At 44.5% G+C, this 20,545-nt stretch carries 19 protein-coding genes and 1 other annotated feature; of the genes, 14 read left to right on the top strand and 5 right to left on the bottom strand.

Features of this window, described 5'->3' with window-relative positions:
- The first annotated feature begins 182 nt into the window (after nt 1-182).
- Nucleotides 183-405: a binding site (T-box leader), on the top strand.
- 93 nt (nt 406-498) lie between these two features.
- The 3 genes from leuS to V6B33_RS19495 all read left to right on the top strand — a co-directional run bounded on the left by leuS (nt 499) and on the right by V6B33_RS19495 (nt 3,840).
- Complete coding sequence (gene leuS / locus V6B33_RS19505) at nt 499-2,913, top strand: leucine--tRNA ligase (protein WP_334219349.1); 2,415 nt, start codon at nt 499-501, stop codon at nt 2,911-2,913.
- 309 nt (nt 2,914-3,222) lie between these two features.
- Nucleotides 3,223-3,537, top strand: a complete 315-nt coding sequence (locus V6B33_RS19500; RefSeq protein ID WP_334219348.1) for a rhodanese-like domain-containing protein — start codon at nt 3,223-3,225, stop codon at nt 3,535-3,537.
- Nucleotides 3,538-3,657: 120 nt separating this feature from the next.
- A complete protein-coding gene (locus V6B33_RS19495; RefSeq protein WP_334219347.1) occupies nt 3,658-3,840 on the top strand; it encodes a sporulation protein Cse60 in 183 nt (60 codons plus the stop codon).
- A 51-nt stretch (nt 3,841-3,891) separates the two neighbouring features.
- On the opposite strand, the gene V6B33_RS19490 is transcribed toward V6B33_RS19495, so the two are convergent.
- Nucleotides 3,892-5,103, bottom strand: a complete 1,212-nt coding sequence (locus tag V6B33_RS19490; RefSeq protein ID WP_442915571.1) for an NAD(P)/FAD-dependent oxidoreductase — start codon at nt 5,101-5,103, stop codon at nt 3,892-3,894.
- Nucleotides 5,104-5,420: 317 nt separating this feature from the next.
- Here V6B33_RS19490 and V6B33_RS19485 point away from each other — a divergent pair, with 317 nt between their 5' ends.
- The gene (locus tag V6B33_RS19485) at nt 5,421-7,040 is read left to right on the top strand and encodes a putative polysaccharide biosynthesis protein (RefSeq protein WP_334219345.1); all 1,620 of its coding nucleotides are present in this window, start codon (nt 5,421-5,423) and stop codon (nt 7,038-7,040) included.
- Between the two features lie 45 nt (nt 7,041-7,085).
- On the opposite strand, the gene V6B33_RS19480 is transcribed toward V6B33_RS19485, so the two are convergent.
- On the bottom strand, nt 7,086-7,319 hold the full coding sequence (locus V6B33_RS19480; RefSeq protein WP_334219344.1) for a hypothetical protein: 234 nt from the start codon (nt 7,317-7,319) through the stop codon (nt 7,086-7,088).
- Nucleotides 7,320-7,444: 125 nt separating this feature from the next.
- Here V6B33_RS19480 and V6B33_RS19475 point away from each other — a divergent pair, with 125 nt between their 5' ends.
- The gene (locus V6B33_RS19475) at nt 7,445-8,161 is read left to right on the top strand and encodes a pseudouridine synthase (protein WP_334219343.1); all 717 of its coding nucleotides are present in this window, start codon (nt 7,445-7,447) and stop codon (nt 8,159-8,161) included.
- Between the two features lie 445 nt (nt 8,162-8,606).
- Here V6B33_RS19475 and V6B33_RS19470 read toward each other — a convergent pair whose 3' ends face one another.
- A complete protein-coding gene (locus V6B33_RS19470; RefSeq protein WP_334219342.1) occupies nt 8,607-8,828 on the bottom strand; it encodes a DeoR family transcriptional regulator in 222 nt (73 codons plus the stop codon).
- 373 nt (nt 8,829-9,201) lie between these two features.
- Between V6B33_RS19470 and pepV the strand changes: the two genes are divergently transcribed.
- From pepV to V6B33_RS19455, 3 genes are read left to right on the top strand one after another with little or no spacing between them, the layout of a single operon-like run.
- Nucleotides 9,202-10,602: a dipeptidase PepV gene (pepV, locus tag V6B33_RS19465; RefSeq protein WP_442915563.1), complete on the top strand. Its 1,401-nt coding sequence runs from the start codon at nt 9,202-9,204 to the stop codon at nt 10,600-10,602.
- 20 nt (nt 10,603-10,622) lie between these two features.
- Nucleotides 10,623-11,489: a D-amino-acid transaminase gene (dat, locus tag V6B33_RS19460; protein WP_334219340.1), complete on the top strand. Its 867-nt coding sequence runs from the start codon at nt 10,623-10,625 to the stop codon at nt 11,487-11,489.
- A 13-nt stretch (nt 11,490-11,502) separates the two neighbouring features.
- Nucleotides 11,503-11,790, top strand: coding sequence for a hypothetical protein (locus tag V6B33_RS19455; protein WP_334219339.1), 288 nt, complete (start codon nt 11,503-11,505; stop codon nt 11,788-11,790).
- Between the two features lie 50 nt (nt 11,791-11,840).
- Here the strand turns inward: V6B33_RS19455 and cysK are convergent, their stop codons facing one another.
- Complete coding sequence (cysK, locus tag V6B33_RS19450) at nt 11,841-12,770, bottom strand: cysteine synthase A (protein ID WP_334219338.1); 930 nt, start codon at nt 12,768-12,770, stop codon at nt 11,841-11,843.
- A gap of 166 nt (nt 12,771-12,936) precedes the next feature.
- Between cysK and thpR the strand changes: the two genes are divergently transcribed.
- The 4 genes from thpR to V6B33_RS19430 all read left to right on the top strand — a co-directional run bounded on the left by thpR (nt 12,937) and on the right by V6B33_RS19430 (nt 17,810).
- Nucleotides 12,937-13,503 carry an RNA 2',3'-cyclic phosphodiesterase gene (gene thpR / locus V6B33_RS19445; protein ID WP_334219337.1) on the top strand — a complete coding sequence of 189 codons (567 nt, stop codon included), beginning with the start codon at nt 12,937-12,939 and terminating at the stop codon, nt 13,501-13,503.
- A 24-nt stretch (nt 13,504-13,527) separates the two neighbouring features.
- On the top strand, nt 13,528-14,505 hold the full coding sequence (locus tag V6B33_RS19440) for an NERD domain-containing protein (RefSeq protein ID WP_334219336.1): 978 nt from the start codon (nt 13,528-13,530) through the stop codon (nt 14,503-14,505).
- Between the two features lie 172 nt (nt 14,506-14,677).
- Nucleotides 14,678-16,828, top strand: coding sequence for a type I pullulanase (gene pulA, locus V6B33_RS19435; RefSeq protein ID WP_334219335.1), 2,151 nt, complete (start codon nt 14,678-14,680; stop codon nt 16,826-16,828).
- 208 nt (nt 16,829-17,036) lie between these two features.
- A complete protein-coding gene (locus V6B33_RS19430) occupies nt 17,037-17,810 on the top strand; it encodes a phosphotransferase family protein (protein WP_334219334.1) in 774 nt (257 codons plus the stop codon).
- Here V6B33_RS19430 and V6B33_RS19425 read toward each other — a convergent pair whose 3' ends face one another.
- Nucleotides 17,811-18,089 carry a YtzH-like family protein gene (locus tag V6B33_RS19425; protein ID WP_334219333.1) on the bottom strand — a complete coding sequence of 93 codons (279 nt, stop codon included), beginning with the start codon at nt 18,087-18,089 and terminating at the stop codon, nt 17,811-17,813.
- Between the two features lie 322 nt (nt 18,090-18,411).
- Here V6B33_RS19425 and trmB point away from each other — a divergent pair, with 322 nt between their 5' ends.
- Together trmB and V6B33_RS19415 are read left to right on the top strand one after the other, a co-directional pair.
- On the top strand, nt 18,412-19,056 hold the full coding sequence (gene trmB, locus V6B33_RS19420; protein ID WP_334219332.1) for a tRNA (guanosine(46)-N7)-methyltransferase TrmB: 645 nt from the start codon (nt 18,412-18,414) through the stop codon (nt 19,054-19,056).
- 470 nt (nt 19,057-19,526) lie between these two features.
- Entirely contained in the window at nt 19,527-20,390 is an 864-nt protein-coding gene (locus tag V6B33_RS19415; protein ID WP_334219331.1) for a YtnP family quorum-quenching lactonase, read from the top strand.
- Nucleotides 20,391-20,545 lie beyond the last annotated feature (155 nt).

The following is a 20,545-nucleotide window of genomic DNA, read 5'->3' as shown; positions in this document are numbered from 1 at the left end:
TCCCATAGATCAGGATTTCGACATGATTTCAACCTTCTTTTTACCGACGTACAAGCAAATATCCCATCACCATACCGCTGGCTCCGGAAAAACGGGCTTTATTTCACCAATTTCCCCAACATTAGGCTTGCGCTTCTGAATATTTTCTCCTAAAATAGTGAATACATATAAAGATTCTATAATTGTAGACGTTGATCGGGAGTAGTAGTGAATGTATTCTGTCTTAGAGAGTTGACGGACGGTGAAAGTCAACCGGAATCATCATGAACTCGCCTGCTGAGTTGCAAGTGTGAACATCACAGTAAGACTTGCCGTTTTCCGCGTTAAGGATGAATGAAGCTGAGTGCGCGTACACTAATGTGGGTGGTACCGCGGGAGTATGTAAACACAACTCTCGTCCCAAATATTTATTTGGGATGAGAGTTTTTTTATTTTTTAAAAAAGAAAAGCGTCTGTAACGGTACCTTTTCTACCATTAAGTTAAAGGAGGATCTCAATATGAGTTTTGATCATAAAAGTGTTGAGACGAAATGGCAAAAGTATTGGGAAGAAAACAAAACGTTTAAAACGACGGAAGACGAGTCAAAAAAGAATTTCTATGCGCTGGATATGTTCCCGTATCCATCAGGCGCCGGACTTCACGTCGGTCACCCGGAAGGATACACGGCAACCGATATCCTTTCCAGAATGAAACGCATGCAGGGCTATAATGTCCTTCATCCGATGGGGTGGGATGCATTCGGTCTTCCTGCCGAGCAGTATGCACTGGATACAGGTAACGACCCTGCCGAATTCACAAAACAGAACATCGATAACTTCCGCCGTCAGATCAAGGCGCTTGGTTTTTCTTATGACTGGGACCGCGAAGTGAACACAACGGATCCTGGCTACTACAAATGGACGCAGTGGATCTTCCTTAAGCTTTATGAAAAAGGCTTAGCTTACGTGGATGAAGTAGCGGTGAACTGGTGTCCGGCACTTGGAACGGTACTTGCCAATGAAGAGGTCATCGACGGGAAGAGCGAACGCGGGGGCCACCCGGTTGAACGCCGCCCGATGAAGCAGTGGATACTGAAGATTACCGCATATGCCGATCGTCTTCTTGACGATCTGGAAGATGTTGATTGGCCGGAGAGCATCAAGGATATGCAGCGTAACTGGATCGGCCGTTCTGAAGGAGCAGAAGTCGTCTTCAACATTGACGGACATGACGCGTCATTCGATGTGTTCACGACTCGTCCTGACACGATTTTCGGTGCAACCTATGCCGTTCTTGCTCCGGAACATCACCTTGTTGAAACAATTACAACAACGGAGCAGAAAGAAAAAGTAGAGGCGTACCTTGATAAAGTGAAGACGAAAAGTGACCTTGAACGTACCGATCTTGCAAAAGAGAAAACAGGTGTGTTCACAGGGGCTTACGCTATCAACCCGGCAAACGGCAGCAAAATGCCGATCTGGATTGCTGATTACGTGCTGGTAAGCTACGGTTCAGGAGCCATCATGGCTGTACCTGCACATGACGAAAGAGACTATGAATTTGCTAAACAATTCGAACTTCCAATCGTTGAAGTGGTTGCCGGAGGAGAAGTTGAAAAAGAAGCATACACTGGTGACGGTGAGCACGTTAACTCTGATTTCCTGAATGGACTTGGTAAAGAAGAGGCAATTACAAAAGCGATCGCCTGGCTTGAAGAAAAAGAAATCGGTACGAAAAAAGTCACATACCGCCTTCGCGACTGGCTGTTCAGCCGTCAGCGCTACTGGGGTGAGCCGATTCCGGTCATTCATTGGGAAGACGGTACAACATCAGGGGTTCCTGAAAGCGACCTTCCGCTTGTTCTTCCGAAAACAACGGAAATCAAACCGTCTGGTACAGGTGAATCTCCACTTGCCAACATCAGCGACTGGGTAAACGTAGAAGACCCTGAAACAGGCAGGAAGGGACGTCGTGAAACAAACACGATGCCGCAATGGGCGGGAAGCTGCTGGTATTACCTTCGCTATATCGATCCTCATAACGAGGAAGCACTTGTCGATGCGAAGAAGATGGATGACTGGCTTCCGGTCGATATGTATATCGGTGGAGCAGAGCACGCGGTACTTCACCTCCTGTACGCCCGGTTCTGGCACAAATTCCTTTATGATATCGGGGTAGTTCCAACGAAAGAACCATTCCAAAAGCTTTTCAACCAAGGAATGATCCTGGGTGAAAATAATGAAAAGATGAGTAAATCAAAAGGAAATGTTGTAAATCCGGATGAAATCGTTGAGTCACACGGAGCGGATACGCTTCGCATGTATGAGATGTTCATGGGGCCGCTTGAAGCATCCGTTGCCTGGAGCACGAACGGACTTGACGGGGCGCGACGCTTCCTGGACCGCGTCTGGCGCCTTCTTGTTGAAGAAGATGGAACCATTTCAAGCAAAGTAACGGATTCTCAGAACAGCAAGCTTGATAAAATTTATAACCAGACAGTCAAAAAAGTGACAGAAGACTTTGAAGGTCTTCGCTTCAATACAGGCATATCCCAGCTTATGGTCTTCATCAATGAAGCTTATAAAGCAGAAACACTTCCGAAAGCATACGTGGAAGGTTTCGTTCAGCTCCTTGCTCCAATCGCGCCTCATATCACCGAAGAACTTTGGGGGAAACTTGGTCATGAAGATTCCATTAGTTATGTCCAGTGGCCGGCATTTGACGAATCAAAACTTGTAGACAACGAAGTGGAAATCGTTCTTCAAGTGAACGGTAAAGTGAAGGCGAAAGTCATGATCCCACGCGACATGAACAAAGATGATCTTGAAAAAACCGCTATGGAAAACGACGACATCAAGAGTCAAATTGAAGGGAAAACCATTCGCAAAGTGATAGCCGTACCTGGCAAGCTCGTGAATATCGTGGCGAATTAATCTACTTGTAGGAACGGACCTTTCTGAGGTCTGTTCCTTTTTTAATAGACCGGATTACGAATTTTGTGCCGGGAATGACTGTCGCTTGGCTGAGGCTCAGGGTAGCGGTGCCAGGCACAAACGGGTTGTTTTGTACCTGATAAAATTCGGGGTGTTTGTACCAGGTACAGAATTATCGATACTGGATTGACTGATCGGCACCTGATTTTTTAGGATTTTACACGGTATACCCCGGTGAGTTTAATTTTTTTGTGAATGGGAATTCCTCTGATATAATCAAAATTGATTACCGTGAAAGGGTGAGGAGTAATGACTGAAATCAAAACGATCACGACAGATGAACTGAACACGAAGCTTAAAAATGGTGAGAATCTATTATTGGTTGACGTGCGGGAGGATGAAGAAGTAGCAGAAGGAATGATCCCCGGAGCACGTCATATCAAGATGGGGGAAATCCCAGAATCGCTTGACGAATTCGATAAAGATAAAGAGTATATCTTTATCTGCCGTTCTGGCAACCGCAGCGGAAATGTTGCCCACTATCTGCAGGAGCAGGGATACAAAGTGGTAAATATGGAAGGCGGTATGATGAACTGGGCGGGTGAAACGGTTCCTAAGAAATAATGGTTCAATCCGGCATATTCCTTTCCTTTAAGGGGGGATGTGCTTTTTTTTATGATAATTGTTTGAAAATTAAAAAATCTGACAATACTGATGATAATTTAAGTAAAGGTGGGGGGAGAAATGATTCAGGTGAAAGTGTTCGATTATGAACATGAGAAGGATTTGGAGCAGGATATGAATCATTTTCTTAGTAAGGTAGATGAGAAGAAGATCGTCGATATCAAATACCATATCGCTGCTTTGTCAGAAGAGGTGGAAGAACAGATTTATTGCTTCTCGGCCATGGTGATTTATCGAAAATAAAAAGGTTGATGCGTCTGGTGAATGAAGACGATCAACCTTTCTTTTTTTTGCCTAAACCTTAGCGGCATTCAAACCGGCAAGACGGCCGGTCACCAGTGCACTTGTGATGTTATAGCCGCCAGTGTATCCGTGAATGTCCAGTATTTCACCGCAGAAGAACAGCCCGTCCATTTTCTTGGAAGCCATCGTTTTCGGTTCGATTTCCTTTACCGAAACCCCGCCCCCCGTAACGAAGGCTTTTTCGATTGAAAGGGTACCGTTTACTGTGAAGGTGAATTGCTTTAACAGCTTTGTGAAATGCCGTATTTTCTCCGAGGAAATATGATCGCCCTTTTCATCGGAGTCTATTTCGGCTTTTTCGAGTAAAAATAACAAATACCTTTCAGGCACCAGGCCTTTGTAAATATTTTTCGCTGCTTTCTTTCCTTCCTCTTTCACTTGTTTAAATAAGGTTTGGAACAACTGCTCTTCGTTCGTATCGGGAATGGAGTCGATGACCATCGTGACCTGGGTCAGGTTCCACTTTTTCATTGCCTTTACAACATATTGACTGCAGCGGAGGACAGCAGGACCGGAAATCCCTAAGTGGGTGAAAATCATATCCATCTTATGTGTGATCAGTTTCTTTCCTTTTGGGTTCAATACGCTCAATTCAATATCACGGAGCGATAGACCCTGCAATTCTTTATGTTTGATGAACGGTTCATCCGAGGTCAATGGAACCTCTGTCGGGAACAGATCAGTGATCGTATGGCCTGCTTTTCTTGCCCAGGGGTATCCGTCACCAGTTGAGCCTGTGTGGGGGACTGATTTTCCACCGACTGCAATGACGGCGGCTTTGGCCGGGATGACCTCGCCGTTCATCAGCCGGATCCCTTTCGTTTCTCCATCTTCGAAGATCACTTCTTCGACTGCGATATTCGTTCTGGTCTCGACCTTCAGTTCTTTCATTCTGTTTAAGAGGGCTTCCACGACATCAAGTGCCCTGTTTGATACCGGGAACATCCGTCCATGATCTTCTTCCTTTAATTGAATCCCAAGATTTTCAAAGAAAGAGATGATATCTTCATTATTGAACTCGGAAAAAGCGCTGTACAGGAAGCGGCCGTTTCCGGGGATATGCCTGATGATTTCATCGATCGGCAGGCGATTGGTCACATTACAGCGGCCGCCGCCTGAAATCGCAAGTTTTTTCCCAAGTTTCGTTCCTTTATCTACAAGGAGGACCTTTGCTCCGTTTTCGGCGGCTGCAATGCTCGCCATCAATCCGGAAGGTCCCCCTCCTATAACAATCACGTCATATGCTGACATCTTTTCACCAACTTTATAGTTTACGTTCTCAACAATTAATATTATCAAAAACAGGTACACTAAAAAAGTTTCAGATAATTGTCACCACCGGAAGCTGCAGTCAAAAAACATGTTAGTGGATCCCGGCCATCGGGTAGTTCACATACTATGTCCGAAAAAAATTGTCATTCGATACATACAGTAGTAAACTACTGATAGTGTGAAAATTTACGAGATGTACTTACGCATGCTTCTAATAATGAGAACATGCTTTTCTAGAGAGGGATACTATGTCATCTAAATTAATAAAAGGAACGTTTATTTTAACGTTAGGGACCTTTATTTCTAAATTTCTGGGTCTTTTTTATGTTATACCGTTTGATGAGTTGTTGAAGGGTCATGAAGAAGGGGCGTCGCTGTATCAATATGGGTATGTTCCTTATACGATTTTCTTAACCGTTGCCACTGCCGGGGTGCCGCTGGCTGTTTCCAAATTTGTTTCAAAATATAATGCAATCGGGGAATATGCGGTCGGGCGTAAGTTGTTTAAATCAGGTTTGCTGCTCATGACGATTACGGGGATTCTTTCATTCCTTATCATGTATGCATTTGCACCGATTTTTGCAGAAATGACCATTAAAAGTAATGAACAGGTCATCTCGGTTGACCAGGTAACGACGGTGATCCGTGCGGTCAGTTTTGCCTTGATCATCATCCCGTTCATGAGTCTTATACGGGGATTTTTCCAAGGCCATCAGTCAATGGGCCCGACGGCAGTGTCGCAGGTAATTGAGCAGATCGTCCGGATCGTTTTCTTACTTGGCGGTATTTATGTGGTTCTTCATCTAATGGACGGATCGGTGACTACTGCAATCAGTGTCGCGACATTTGCTGCATTTGTGGGAGGACTTGCAAGTCTCGGTGTGCTCATCTGGTATTGGTTTAAACGGAAGCCTCACTTGGATGAACTGCTTGACGAAGACAGGGGACAAGCAGAGGTTTCTCTTTCAAAGATGTACAAAGAGATTATTGCTTACTCGATTCCATTTATATTCGTGGGACTGGCGAATCCATTGTTTCAGCTTGTTGATCAGATTACGTTCAATACAGCCATGGCGGATATCGGTAATGCCAAAGTATCCGACCATGCATTCGCGGTATTGAACTTTTATACTCATAAGCTCGTGATTATTCCAGTGTCACTGGCGACAGCCTTTTCTATGACTTTGATTCCGTTGATTACAACGTCATATACGAGCGGTGACCGCAAAACGATGCGCCGGAATATTGACCAGACATTCCAAATTCTCTTGTTCTTGACCGTGCCGGCATCTATCGGCATCGCTTTATTGGCGGAACCCACTTATACATTGTTTTACCACAGTGATGTATTGGGGACTTCCATATTAAGGACGTATGCGCCGGTTGCGATACTGTTTGCTCTATATGCCGTAACGGCAGCAATCCTTCAGGGGATTGACGAACAGAAGTTTACGATATTCAGTTTGCTGGTGGGGCTTCTTATCAAGCTGGTACTGAACATTCCGCTGATCAAACTGTTTGAAACACAAGGAGCTGTTATCGCGACAACGATCGGTTACGCAGTTGCGATCGTGATTAATTTATATGTCATTAAAAAATATGCACGTTACAAATTCGAGCTCATTATCAGAAGATCGGTGGCCATTGGCATTATAAATGCGGTCATGGCCGTGGTTGTGCTGATTTTGTATGGAATTTTAAAACAATTCCTCAACCCGGCATCCGGATTTCAGGCGGTCATCCTGGTTGTCATCTGCGGAGGGGCAGGGGCTCTTGTCTATTTCTACTTGAGCCTCAGAAGCAAGCTTGCAGATAAACTGTTCGGAGATCGAATCAGCAGAATCAGGAGCCGTCTGCGGATCGGATAAAATAAAAAGGGGATGAAATTCATCCCCTTTTTACATAGCCGTCTGTTATTGATTGTAATAGCCCAGCTGACGTTCAAGTCTTTCCACTTGCCTTTCAAGGCGGTCCACTCTGCGGTCCAGTCTCTGATATTGTCTTTCTAAACGATCGAGACGCTCATTGAAGTTTCCTCCGCCACCGCCTCCAGGATAACCAGGATAACTTGGAAACTGCTGACCGCCGCCCGGCAGCGGGATCGGAATCAAAATACCACCGGTTCCTTGTTGTCGAAAAGGATGCATACTTGTCACCTCGATTAATTTGGGTCTTATGCTTATCGTTAATAGCCTATGTGTAAAATAGGATTATGAATGGGCTTTTGACTAACTGGAAATGAATGTTTATTAAATAGAGTAGGAGTGTCAATATGAGAATCGATAAATTGCTTGCCAACATGGGTTATGGAAGCCGCAAAGAAGTGAAGAAGCTGTTGAAGGATGGCGGTCTCCAGGTGAACGGTGAGGTCATCAAGGACGGGAAAGTACACGTTGATGCGGAAAAGGATACCGTCATGCTGTACGGGGATAAGGTCGAATATCGTGAATTCATCTACTTATTGATGAACAAGCCGCCTGGATTGATTTCTGCCACAGAGGATGCCAATGAAGAAACCGTCATAGATATACTGCAGATGGATGACCAGATCTTTAATCCTTTTCCGGTTGGAAGACTTGATAAGGATACGGAAGGCCTGCTCCTCATCACGAATGACGGACAATTATCCCATCAGCTTCTCTCTCCAAAACGGCATGTACCGAAAACGTATTTCGCCGTGATTGAAGGAGAAGTCGCTGACCGGGATGTGGAAGCATTCAAAGAGGGTGTGACACTGGAGGACGGTTATCATACGAAGCCTGGAGACCTTGTAATTTTAAAATCAGGTCTCACTTCGGATATCGAATTGACGATCACGGAAGGCAAGTTCCATCAGGTGAAGCGGATGTTTGAAAGCGTTGGGAAACGCGTTGTTTACTTGAAGCGTCTGTCCATGGGGCCATTGAAGCTGGATGAGGACCTCGAGCTTGGTGAATATCGTGAGCTGACTGATGAAGAAGTGGAGATGCTGAAAGAGTTTCGTCCATGATTTGACCCTGAATATGAAAAAAGTCCAGCCCCTCAAGTGGTATACGCTTCAGGGGCTGGGTTTTTCTCTATTGTCCAGCTCCAGGGCTTAGAGGCTCGAGGTCATAAGTCAAAAACCCCAAAAAGGCAAAAAACGCCTTTCTGGGGTTTTCGTCTTATGCTTGTCGCCTCTGAGCAAAGCCCTTCCGCTTTTCTCTATTGTCCAGCTCCAGGGCTTAGAGGCTCGAGGTCATAAGTCAAAAACCCCAAAAAGGCAAAAAACGCCTTTCTGGGGTTTTCGTCTTATGCTTGTCGCCTCTGGGCAAAGCCCTTCCGCTTTTCTCTATTGTCCAGCTCCAGGGCTTAGAGGCTCGAGGTCATAAGTCAAAAACCCCAAAAAGGCAAAAAGCGCCTTTCTGGGGTTTTCGTCTTATGCTTGTCGCCTCTGGGCAAAGCCCTTCCGCTTTCTATGAAGACATCTTTACTTTCTTCTGTGTTGTTGTCCATTGGCCTCGACTTGGGCTTTGTACCAAGTCGTTATACGCTAACACATTGAGATCTCTTTGAATGGTGCGAGGAGTAATGCCAAATTCGTCAACGAGATCTTGAGTTGTTACAGTACCTTTCTTGTTGATGTACATGTATACAGCCTTAATTCTTGTTAGCATACGATTGGTTGAAGGTTTCAAAGAACCACTCCCTCATCAGTTTTCCAAAGTCAAAGACTACATCGTCATTTGTGCACCTCAAAGTGCTACCTATGTACTATGCGCTTTAGACAACCCCTTTTCCTTTTATAGTGTACTCATAAGATGTCTGACAATTATATTGTACCCCTAAATCTAGAAAAATTCTATAAATATTGTCCAAATTTACAAACAATTAACGATGAGTACCGTTGTTATCCCCATCTTATGAGGTTTATCTTTAAAAGATGAATAATTCTGAAAATTAACCTTGCAATCTTTTTCTTATGGGCATTTCTCCCTGTTTGGATTTCGGGCTCAAACAGTATAAAATGGGAGGTGAATCGTTTAAATACATAATGAGCAGGTGTTAAAGATGAACTGGACGCAGGAAGTAGAGAAACGAAAAGATGATTTACTGAAAGATTTACAAAACTTCTTACAAATTAAAAGTGTTTTAGATGAAGAGAATGCCACGGAGGAAGCCCCGCTCGGAAAAGGGGTGAAGGAAGCGCTTGATTATCTATTGATGCTCGGTGAAAAGGACGGCTTCACCCCTAAGAATTCCGGTAATCTTGCCGGACACCTTGAGTTCGGTGAAGGAGAGGAACTGCTCGGCATTCTCTGTCATGTCGATGTCGTTCCTGAGGGCGATGGCTGGAGCGTGGATCCATTCGGAGGGGAGATCAAGGATGGGAAGATCTTCGCACGCGGAGCGATCGATGATAAAGGTCCGACGATGGCAGCCTATTATGCCATGAAAATCGTTAAGGAATTGAAGCCCGATTTTACAAAGCGTGTCCGGATGATCATCGGCACGGATGAAGAGAGTGATTGGAGATGTGTAGATCACTATTTCAAGGAGGAAGAGATGCCTTCAATGGGCTTTGCACCTGATGCCGACTTCCCGATCATCTATGCTGAAAAGGGAATTGCAGATTACGATCTCGTTCAAAAAATGGACATGGAAGATAACGGATCAGTCAACAAAGTGGTTTCATTCGAATCTGGCCGCCGCTACAATATGGTACCTGACTATGCCAAGGCTGTCGTCCATCTGGATGATGATCACACGAAATGGGTGCAGCAGTTTGAAATTTTCTCGAAAAAAGAGGAGATCAAAGGGAATTACTATATTGAGAACGGGGAGGTGGTCTTTGAAATCGAAGGCGTGTCCGCGCACGGTATGGAACCGGATAACGGGAAGAATGCTGGCCTTTTCCTTGCTGCGTTTCTTACTGAACTGCCGCTTGACTCCCATGCGGAAACCTTCTTTGCTTTTACAAAAGAGAACTTCTTTAAAGAATCAAGAGGTGTTAAGCTTGGGGTGAGCCACCGGGATGAAATCACGGGGGACTTGACCATCAACGTCGGTACGCTCCGATATTCCCAAGAGAAAGGCGGCAGGCTGGGGCTGAATATGCGCTACGGAGTCGATTACGACATGGAACGTGCGAAAGAGATTCTTCACGGCATTGAAGGCTACACGGTCGAGAAGTTCACAGACAGCAAGCCGCATCATGTTTCAGCGGATGATGAACTTGTACAGACACTGAAGAAAGTGTATGAGGAGCAGACCGGGGAAAAGGGAGAGCTCATCACGATCGGCGGCGGAACGTATGCAAGGAGTCTTGAAGCGGGCGTGGCATTCGGTCCATTATTCCCGGGGAGAGAGGATATCGCCCACCAGAAAGATGAGTATATGTATATTGAGGATCTCCTCAAGGCGACAGCCATTTATGCTCAGGCAATTTATGAATTAGCTTGTAAATCATAAGATCGGGAGGAGAGTGGAATATGTGTGTTGAAACGGTTTTTCTTAATGGGGAATATGTAAAGAGAAGCGATGCAAAAGTCGATATCGAAGACAGGGGCTATCAATTCGGGGACGGTATTTATGAAGTCATCAGGGTCTACAACGGCGAAGTGTTCACAATGGATGAACATATGGAGAGGCTGTATCAGAGTGCGGAAAAGATGAAGATCACCATTCCTTATGAATTAAAAGAGATTTCTTCCATTGTCTTCAAGTTGATGAAAGACAATCACTTGAAAGATGGAATCGTCTATATGCAGGTTTCAAGGGGGATTTCACAAAGACAGCATCACTTTCCGGCTGAAGAGGTACCTGCGAGTTTAGTTGCTTATACTAAAGAGGTACCCCGTCCGGAGAAACAAATGAAAGAAGGCGTGACAGCCATGCTTTGTGAGGATATCAGATGGCTCCGATGTGATATCAAGAGTCTGAACCTCTTAGGAAATCTGCTAGCAAAAGAAGAAGCAGCTTCGAGAGGGCATTTCGAAGCGATCCAGCATCGCGGTGAGACAGTGACGGAAGGTTCATCTTCAAATGCATTTATCGTAAAAGACGGTACGATCCTGACACATCCCGCTACGAACCTTATTCTAAACGGGATTACGAGAAGGGTCATCAAAGAGTTGGCCGATCAGAACGGGATGCCCTTTGTCGAAAAGACGTTCACGGTGGATGAGCTGCTTTCGGCAGAAGAAATCTTCATTGCGAGTACGACCTCAGAAGTGATGCCTGTCGTGAAGGTTGACGATGTGACGATCGGGCAAGGGGTTCCGGGACCGATAACGTCGAAACTGCAAGCGTTATTTACCGGAAGAATCAAGGAAGATTGTAAGGTCCAGGTTGTTTAATGGAGGCACGCGGATGGAGTTGATTTGTTCTCAAGCTTATATGAAGAAAGAACGGATGATTGAAGACAACCAGCAGTTTACGGTCGAAACGGAAGAATTTCTGTATTTGTATCGTGATAAAATCGTGACGCCTAAACGAAGCTTTTCACTGCATCAGGTGATGGATGTCACGAAAAAGCATCTTTCCGCACGGTATATATTCCTTTACCTTCACACCATTGAAGGCGTGCTGACGTTCGTAGTGAAGTCTTCACCGGATCATTTCATCTCCCACTACCGCAAAATCAAGGAAGACAGATAGAAGGCCCGTCCTGCAATGCTTTAATGCACTGCGGGAAGGGCCTTCATTGGTTAGAATCGGAACAGGTCACTTGAGAGGTATCTTTCTCCCGTGTCACAAGCGATGCAGACAACAACATCATCGGGGGAAAGTGTCTTGGCAACCTCGATGGCTGCGTAGCAAGCGGCTCCTGAAGAGGGTCCGACAAGGATTCCTTCTTCGCTTGCCATTCTTCTTGCAATATCATATGCCTGTTCGTCTTCGATTTTATGGATTTTATCGTACACTTCTGTGTTCAGTGTGTCTGGGACGAATCCCGGGCTGGTTCCGACCAGCTTATGCTTTCCTGGTTTTCCGCCAGAAAGGACAGCGGACCCTGCAGGTTCTACGACATGCACCTGGATATCGGGATAATGCTCCTTCAGGATTTCGCCGGTCCCTGTAATCGTGCCGCCTGTTCCGGCAGTTGCGACGAACGCTGAAAGGGGCTTGCCGATCTGCTCCATGGCCTCCATGATTTCTGGTGCCGTTGTTTTACGATGGGCATTCGGATTGGCTTCATTTTCAAATTGCATCGGCATGAAGCTGTTTGGGATTTGCCCAGTGAGCTCTTTCGCTTTCTCGATCGCTCCAGGCATCTTTTCATCCCCCGGCGTCAAGACGACTTCTGCCCCGTAAGCCTTTAGAAGGTTAATCCGTTCCTGTGTCATTGTGTCAGGCATGACCAGAATGGAGCGGTACCCTCTTGCTGCAGCGTTCATGGCAAGTCCGATACCGGTATTACCGCTCGTCGGCTCTATGATCGTGGAACCTTCCTTCAGCAAGCCCTCTTTTTCAGCTTCGAGGAGCATCTGGAAAGCTGCACGGTCTTTTACACTCTTGCTCGGATTATAAAATTCGAGTTTAACATATACATCCGCACCATCAGAAGGATTCAGACGATTTAATTTAACAAGGGGCGTATCCCCGATCAATTCAGCAATATTCTGTACTACTTTCATTGTCAACTTCCTTTCCTTCACAATCTATTTCTATGGTACTCATTCATATAAATCTTATCAACTAAATAGGCTTTGTATTTCATTTTTGTTGCATTTTCCTTAGGAGATTCTTTCTCTTAGCACATTTTGCTAAAATAGAGATAATAAACAATAAGGATGGAATGTTATGTTAGATACCCACTACTTTTTTGCATTATCATTACCGGACGATATGAAAGAAGTCATTCATGAAATGACGGCCCCGATGAGGAAGAGGGAAGCATTTAAAAAATGGGTTCATCCCGATGATTACCATATTACTCTTGCTTTTTTAGGGAATGCCCCGCAGGATGATCTGGAATCGGCAATTGATAAGGCAGAGAGTACTTTATGTAACCGGGAAGGTTTTACTTTATCCTGCAATAGATTTGGGACGTTCGGCAAGGAAGATCAGCCGAGGATCCTGTGGATGGGTGTGAATCCTTGTTCAGGTCTTCATCAAATTCGCGAAGAAGTATACGGTGCCTGCGAAGAAGCCGGATTTCAATTGGATACGAGACCGTTTGCTCCTCACATCACCATCGGGCGCAAGTGGAATCTGCCAACTTCCTTTTTAAAGGAATGGCTGAGTGGATTCAACACAGAAGACACGGGTTTCCATCATATCAAAGAAGTGGTTTTATATAAGACGCATATGGATCGTACACCGAAATATGAAGCGGTGCATGCAATCCAATTGAAAGACCCGTCCTAAAACACTTGAAAGGAAGGACTCCTGATGGCGCAGCTGATTAAACTCCAAGATTATGTTTCAAGGTATGAAACCGATTTATATAGATATCCTTCCCAATTTGTACGATTAAAAAAGCAGCAATGGGAAAAAATGAAATTTCACTGGGAAAGCGGAGCGGTGTTTTCTTCTATTGATCAAGAAGAAATGGAGAAAGAGAGGCCGTCCACAGCCAGGAAATTCATGTCTTTCTTTAAGAAAAAGGAAGAGGATGAACCTGAAGAAATTGAAATCTTCAAGCAGCAGGCTGATGATGAAATCGAACTGGAAATGAGCTCTCACTCTGATATATCCACTGAGGATGAGTTGAAGAAACACTTCCTGGATTCCATCTTTGACTTTCAGTTGAGATGGGCAAGCTCAACGATATCGGAAAAATCCTATGTGGATAACAGCTACTGCTATGATGAGCGACTGAAATACTTGCTCCAGAGGTTTCCGGATAATACCCTTGTATTATATTTCCCCGTTCTCAAGATTAAGAATGCCCCTGTGGAGTTGGAAGTGATCCTGATCACGCCGACGGCTGTGTGGTGCCTTTCCTTCCTTGAATTCGAGGACGGGACAGCTTATATCGGATCAGGTGAGCGATTCTGGCTGAAGAAATGGGGAGATACCGAAACAAGAGTGCTGAACCCGCTGATATCGTTAAAAAGGATGGAACGAATCATCGAACAAATCATTGATTATGCCGGAATCGAAATACCGGTACTTAAAGGTGTTATCAGCAGAAACGGGTATATTGATTATCCCCAGGCACCTTCAGGTTATCGATTCATTGACAAGCGGGATCATGACAGCTGGTTCAATCAGCAGCGGTCGAGCCGTTCACCGATTAAAAGTGCGCAATTGAAAGCAGCGAAAGCCATTTTGGACTATTGTCAGACGACATCCTTTAAACGGATGCATTATCAACAGGAGACATTGAAGGATTGGAATTCAGCAGCGAAAGAGGATACACAGTGAAGACGATATTCATCGTCAATCCTTCCACCCGGGAATGACCATTTCCTGTCATCCTGGAACATTACCCGATTGGCGGGAGACCAAAAGGTAACACGTGAATAGTATAGGAGTAGGATTGTATGACTTTATTTCATGACAGTTGGAAAATGTTAAATAGAAGCAGGTGGCAGAAGTGTTAGTCATTAGTCGGCAGTACGAAGCATTCCTGGATACATTCCAAACGATTACATTCATTCTCCCTTATTCGTATCACGGAGGACAATCTGAATGTTTTTCACTCTTAAAAGACGGAAATGAAAACCCGCTTCAAATAAAGGAGAAGATTCCTTTGGGGGATGCGATGAAATATACTGCATCACTGACCGAGGAACTGGAACTCGGGAAAACCTATAAAATCGTGGATGAACATAAGACGGAAACCGATCTTCAAATCGGTGCAGTCATTCGTACGGAAGAGTTCGACCGTCATTTTTTTTATGATGGGGATGACCTGGGGGTCACATTTCATGAGGGAACTGCTGTTTTCAAAGTGTGGTCCCCCACTTCTACGGAAGTAAAGCTGAAATTAAAGGCGCCACAAGAAGAAGAAGCCGTTCAGTATCCCCTTGATCGAAAGGAAAACGGTGTCTGGGAGCTGACAATCAGGGAGAATATCGAAGGGTATTATTATACATTTATGACCTGTATTAATTTAGTCTGGAATGAGCTTATCGATCCTTACGCGAAAGCCGTTTCCTATAACAGTGAATGGGGGTGTGCGGTGGATCCGGACCGGATCGGACCGAGCTGTACTTCACTCGAACCGTTGCCATCCCCAGTGGATGCAGTCATCTATGAATTGAACGTAAGGGATTTTTCAAGCGCAAAAGAGAGCGGAATGAAGTTCAAAGGCAAATATCTTGCGTTTACCGAGAAAGATGCCCGTACTCCGAATGGGTTTTCAAGCGGCATACAGTACTTAAAGGAATTGGGGATCACACATATTGAATTGCTACCGGTTAACGACTTCGATGGTGTATCGGATGACCCCGAAGACAAACGTTATAATTGGGGATACAACCCGCTTTTCTTTAACGCTCCTGAAGGGAGCTACAGCATGAAACCGGATGACCCGGCAGAAAGGATACGCGAACTGAAGTCTGCGATCCATTCAATGCATGAAGAGAATATCCGGGTCATTCTTGATGTTGTGTACAATCATGTATATGTTAAAGAGACTTCATCCTTTGAGAAACTCGTTCCGGGTTATTTTTTCCGGCATGACGAAAACGGACTTCCTTCCAATGGGACGGGAGTCGGGAATGATTTTGCTTCAGAGCGCTCCATGGCAAGAAAATTCATTAAGGATTCGATCCGGTATTGGATGAAAACATACGGGGTGGATGGATTCAGATTCGACCTGATGGGGATCCTTGATGTCACGACGATGAACGAAATCCGCCAGGAAGCAGACCGAATCCTTCCCGATGCCATCTTGATCGGTGAAGGGTGGGATCTGAACACCCCTCTTCCCGCGGGCAGGAAAGCCAATCTCAGAAATGCAAACAGCCTTAAGGGAATCGGCCAATTTAATGATGGTTTCAGGGATACGATCAAAGGGAGTACGTTTAATCTGCATGATAAAGGATTTGCCCTCGGGCACGGAAAGCTGGAAGGAAAAGTGGCACAGGTTCTGACAGGCAGTATCGGCATTCCTGACAGCGAAAAGGGTATCTTTAAAGAGCCGGCACAATCCGTCAACTATGTAGAATCGCATGACAATCATACTCTGTGGGATAAGATGAAAGCATGTCTTGAAGAAGAGGAAGTAATCCTGAAGAGAAGGCAGAAGCTTGCCACTTCGATGGTGCTGCTTTCCCAAGGAATCCCGTTCATCCATGCGGGACAGGAATTTTTCCGGACAAAACAGGGGATCGAAAACAGCTATCGATCACCTGTGGAGATAAACCGGCTTGATTGGCTGGAAAGGGAACGTCATGATCGGGATATCGCATATGTCAGGGGCTTGATCGCCATTAGGAAAAGTCACGGGGCATTCCGGTTCCGGCGATCGGACCTTATCAGAAAGTATGCTTCGGTCTCCTATCCGGCAGAAAATCTGGTAACGGTCCATTATCGCGACGTCCATCCCTATGGCCCCTGGAATGAGTTATTGCTGCTCTTCCATTCCGGCAGCAGCAATCTCATGCAATTTGCCTTACCAAAAGGAAAAGTATGGACACTCCTTGCAGACGGAAACAGGGCGAATATGAACGGATTAGGTGAATTAAAGGGCGGTTCAATCGACGTAGAAGGACTATCATCCTATTTGTTTGTTCGCTGACACATCGTTCCAATGCTTGACGAATTGAGAAGATGACGATAAAATCAAAAACAGATGGCTATTGATTGATCTGCCCAATAGCTGTCTTTTTTGTTTTATGAAGAGTTTTAACCGACTAAAATGATTTTTTAAAGAAGATAATGATTATGTATCGAAAAGACGTATGATAGAAATGAACATGACTAAGGACCAATAGAAGGTGAATATATTGGAACACTTATTTGACCAAGATTGGGAAATAGTCCCCGCAGGCGGTGCAACCGGAGAAGCTTTTTTTGCTCAGTATCAAGAGCAGAGGCTGTTTCTTAAACGAAACTCTTCTCCATTTGTAGCCGTGTTATCAGCAGAAGGCATCGTACCGAAGCTGGTATGGACAAAGCGAATGGAAAATGGGGACGTGATTACTGCACAACACTGGTTAAATGGAAGAGAACTAGATCCAGAAGAAATGAAAAATGAACGGGTAGCCAGGCTGCTCAAGAAAATTCACTCTTCAAAGCCCTTGTCCACGATGCTGGAGAGATTGGGGCAGGAGCCTTTTTTGCCTGAGCATATGCTGACGGATGTAGAAACCGGGCTGGAATTTGATCTTCTATCCCTTCCGGTGGTCAGGCAGGCGTTATTGTTTCTGCAGAAAGAACTGGAAGAGGTTCAGCAGGATGAGTACGTGGTCTGCCACGGGGATGTCAATCATAACAACTGGCTGCTGTCGGATGACAACCAGCTGTATTTAATTGATTGGGACGGAGCAATGATAGCCGATCCTGCATTCGATGTCGGCATGCTGTTATACTGGTACATTCCCGAAGAAGAGTGGCCTGCATGGCTCACCCAATACGGGGTCGGATTAACAGAAAATTTAAGACTGAGAATGAAGTGGTATGTAGTGGCTCAAACGATCCTTTCCATCCAATGGCATAAAGGAAAAGGACGTTTTCATGAGATGAACCACTGGATTGAATATTTACACAAGGTCGTTTAATCAGGAGAACTGATCCATATCTGTCACCCATTGGGACAGGTTTTGTTTATGGCTCGTAATATGGGCGCCGAGGTCAGGACTTCCTGCACCGTTTTGGCTGTATTGATAAATTTCCTGCAGGACCGGTTTCATATTTTCATTAATATCTGCATTGACCATCAATGATTTAACCAATCGTTCAACTTGCTCACATTCAGATACTGACCCGCAGCAATCTGTTTGATGATTTGATAAAATATCTTTCAACAACTGCAATTGATAATGAGAATCTAAAGGCATACCGTACACCCTTTCATATAGAATCGTTCATTGTTTTCTTTGTTGAAAACAAAAAAGGAATTCACTTTTAGTGTGTGAATTCCTTTTTTATTTATTCGTGGTTTTTCATCGGAAACCGTACTTCATTAATTTGTTGTTGCAGAGAGTTCCTACATCTGTTATTGTTTTTTTCGGTAGAGCTGTTCTTGAATTACTTTTATGAGGAAACGTCCTAAATAAAAACCGCTTTTCAATAAAAATATGTGGCTTTGTTATTTTGTTTTTTTAACGTTAATCAATAGCGGTATTGAATGGGCCAAATTAATAAATGAGGTGTCACAGCATGCGTTTAAGATATAAACCATGGGCTTCTGAAAAAATCGGGGAATACCCCCAATATGTGGTTGCCCAGCCAGAAGAGAAAAAAGGGAAATGGAATAAGGAATTTGGAAATGACAATCCGATTCATATAGAAGTTGGAACTGGAAAAGGTCAATTCGTCACGGAAATGGCAAGAGCGAATCCGGACGTCAATTATATCGGAATTGAATTGTATGAAAGTGTCATTGTAACGGCTTTGGACAGATTGATCGAAGCCGGGCTGCCGAATGTTAAACTGTTGAATGTGGATGCCGGAAATTTGACGGAATACTTTGCTGAAGGCGAAGTAGGAAGAGTGTACCTTAACTTCTCAGACCCGTGGCCGAAGAACCGTCACGAAAAGCGCCGCCTGACATTCAAAAGCTTCCTCAAGCTTTATGAAGATATCTTGATCAAACGCGGAGAAATCCATTTTAAAACCGACAACCAAGGTTTGTTCGAGTATTCCCTGCAAAGCTTTTCATGGTACGGCCTGCACTTGAAGTTCCTGAGCCTGGATCTACACAACAGCGAATTCGAAGGTAATATCAGGACCGAATACGAAGAAAAATTTTCAGCGAAGGGTCAGCGGATCTACCGTGTGGAAGCGCAGTTTCAGAATGGATAGTGATTGGAAAGCATCCCGATAAGTTTTTTGGGATGCTTTTTTTGTTGGGTAGTGAGGAAAGGGTTATTAAAAATATTGGATTTTTGAAAAAAGTGGATGGTTTTTGAAAATATAACACTTTGCATTCATGTTTAGTAAGGGGGAATGGTCAGTTTCATGCTTAAATGCCTCCCTCCTTCGATCATTCAACAATAATTGAGCCTGTTTCCAATTAATTGATCTACTTTTTAAATAATCGTGCCGCATTCATAATAATTGCGCCAGAATACTATTAATTGAGCCACTTGTCGAATTTTCTTTGGATTTTGACCGGTGACCGGCAACTTGATTTAGTAATAAACCCCGGGTTATCACTGCCTCGATACATCGTTAACAAATCTACTCTCAGCAGCACCTCATGCTTATTTATATAAGTTGTCTCGAAATTCTGATAAAATTAAAATGTACGAACAAAGGAGGAATCAAGGAGAATGGAATCATTGAAAGTAGGAGAGTTAACGATCCATTGGCTGAATGGGGGCGTCACCCACATGGATGGGGGAGCAATGTTCGGAGTGGTTCCGAAACCTCTTTGGTCAAAAAAATACGCAGTCAATGAACTGAATCAGATTGAATTGAGAACTGATCCCCTCTTTTTTCAGTATCAAGGGAAAAATGTCTTAATCGAATCCGGTATGGGAAAAGGCAAATTAAATGAAAAACAGAAACGAAATTACGGTGTTCACGAAGAATCCACCATAGAAGCTTCTCTGGAGAAGCTCGGGATGACCACATCAGATATCGATATTATCCTGATGACTCATATGCATTTCGATCATGCGTGCGGCTTGACCCAATATAAAGGTGAAAAGCTCGTACCGGTATTCCCGAATGCATCGATCTACACGTCAAAAATTGAATGGGACGAAATGAGAGAACCGAATATCCGCTCCCGGAATACATACTGGAAAGAGAATTGGGAAAGCATCGGTCATCAGGTCCAGACGTTTGACGAGGAATTGGAAGTGCTCCCCGGACTTCGGATGATTCATACAGGCGGTCACAGCGATGGGCACTCGATCATTGTTCTTGAGCATGAAGGCGAAACGTTCATTCATATGGCGGACATCATGCCGACCCATGCTCATAAAAACCCGCTCTGGGTTCTTGCTTATGACGATTATCCGATGACGTCCATCCAGGCGAAAGATAAGTGGATCAATCAGGCGATAGAAAATGAATATTGGTTCCTGTTCTATCACGATGCCGTCTACAGAGCCTTGAAGTGGAACAAGCAAGGGGAAATCATTGAAGAGGTGCCTAGAAGGGTGCCTTCAGAAGGTAAGCACCTGTAACCTGAATGAAAAAAAGCTGGTACAAAACTAAAATACTATATTCTAAAGACGAATAATATCAGGTTAAAACTTTATTTGTAGCTGTTTACACCGCTTTTGATTTCCGTGCAAGACTCCGCTTTCCGCGGGCGGCCGGTGAGCCTCCTCGTCGCGAT

Source organism: Mangrovibacillus sp. Mu-81, from assembly GCF_036867415.1.
Classification (GTDB): domain Bacteria; phylum Bacillota; class Bacilli; order Bacillales; family Bacillaceae_B; genus Rossellomorea.
This window is presented reverse-complemented; position numbering and strand designations above follow the sequence as displayed.

Bases quoted from the DNA above. Each gene is read 5' to 3' on its own strand.
- leuS (WP_334219349.1), top strand. From the start codon at position 499: ATGAGTTTTGATCATAAAAGTGTTGAGACGAAATGGCAAAAGTATTGG.
- V6B33_RS19500 (WP_334219348.1), top strand. From the start codon at position 3,223: ATGACTGAAATCAAAACGATCACGACAGATGAACTGAACACGAAGCTT.
- V6B33_RS19495 (WP_334219347.1), top strand. From the start codon at position 3,658: ATGATTCAGGTGAAAGTGTTCGATTATGAACATGAGAAGGATTTGGAG.
- V6B33_RS19490 (WP_442915571.1), bottom strand. From the start codon at position 5,103: ATGGCGAGCATTGCAGCCGCCGAAAACGGAGCAAAGGTCCTCCTTGTA.
- V6B33_RS19485 (WP_334219345.1), top strand. From the start codon at position 5,421: ATGTCATCTAAATTAATAAAAGGAACGTTTATTTTAACGTTAGGGACC.
- V6B33_RS19480 (WP_334219344.1), bottom strand. From the start codon at position 7,319: ATGCATCCTTTTCGACAACAAGGAACCGGTGGTATTTTGATTCCGATC.
- V6B33_RS19475 (WP_334219343.1), top strand. From the start codon at position 7,445: ATGAGAATCGATAAATTGCTTGCCAACATGGGTTATGGAAGCCGCAAA.
- pepV (WP_442915563.1), top strand. From the start codon at position 9,202: ATGAACTGGACGCAGGAAGTAGAGAAACGAAAAGATGATTTACTGAAA.
- dat (WP_334219340.1), top strand. From the start codon at position 10,623: ATGTGTGTTGAAACGGTTTTTCTTAATGGGGAATATGTAAAGAGAAGC.
- V6B33_RS19455 (WP_334219339.1), top strand. From the start codon at position 11,503: ATGGAGTTGATTTGTTCTCAAGCTTATATGAAGAAAGAACGGATGATT.
- cysK (WP_334219338.1), bottom strand. From the start codon at position 12,770: ATGAAAGTAGTACAGAATATTGCTGAATTGATCGGGGATACGCCCCTT.
- thpR (WP_334219337.1), top strand. From the start codon at position 12,937: ATGTTAGATACCCACTACTTTTTTGCATTATCATTACCGGACGATATG.
- V6B33_RS19440 (WP_334219336.1), top strand. From the start codon at position 13,528: ATGGCGCAGCTGATTAAACTCCAAGATTATGTTTCAAGGTATGAAACC.
- V6B33_RS19425 (WP_334219333.1), bottom strand. From the start codon at position 18,089: ATGCCTTTAGATTCTCATTATCAATTGCAGTTGTTGAAAGATATTTTA.
- trmB (WP_334219332.1), top strand. From the start codon at position 18,412: ATGCGTTTAAGATATAAACCATGGGCTTCTGAAAAAATCGGGGAATAC.
- V6B33_RS19415 (WP_334219331.1), top strand. From the start codon at position 19,527: ATGGAATCATTGAAAGTAGGAGAGTTAACGATCCATTGGCTGAATGGG.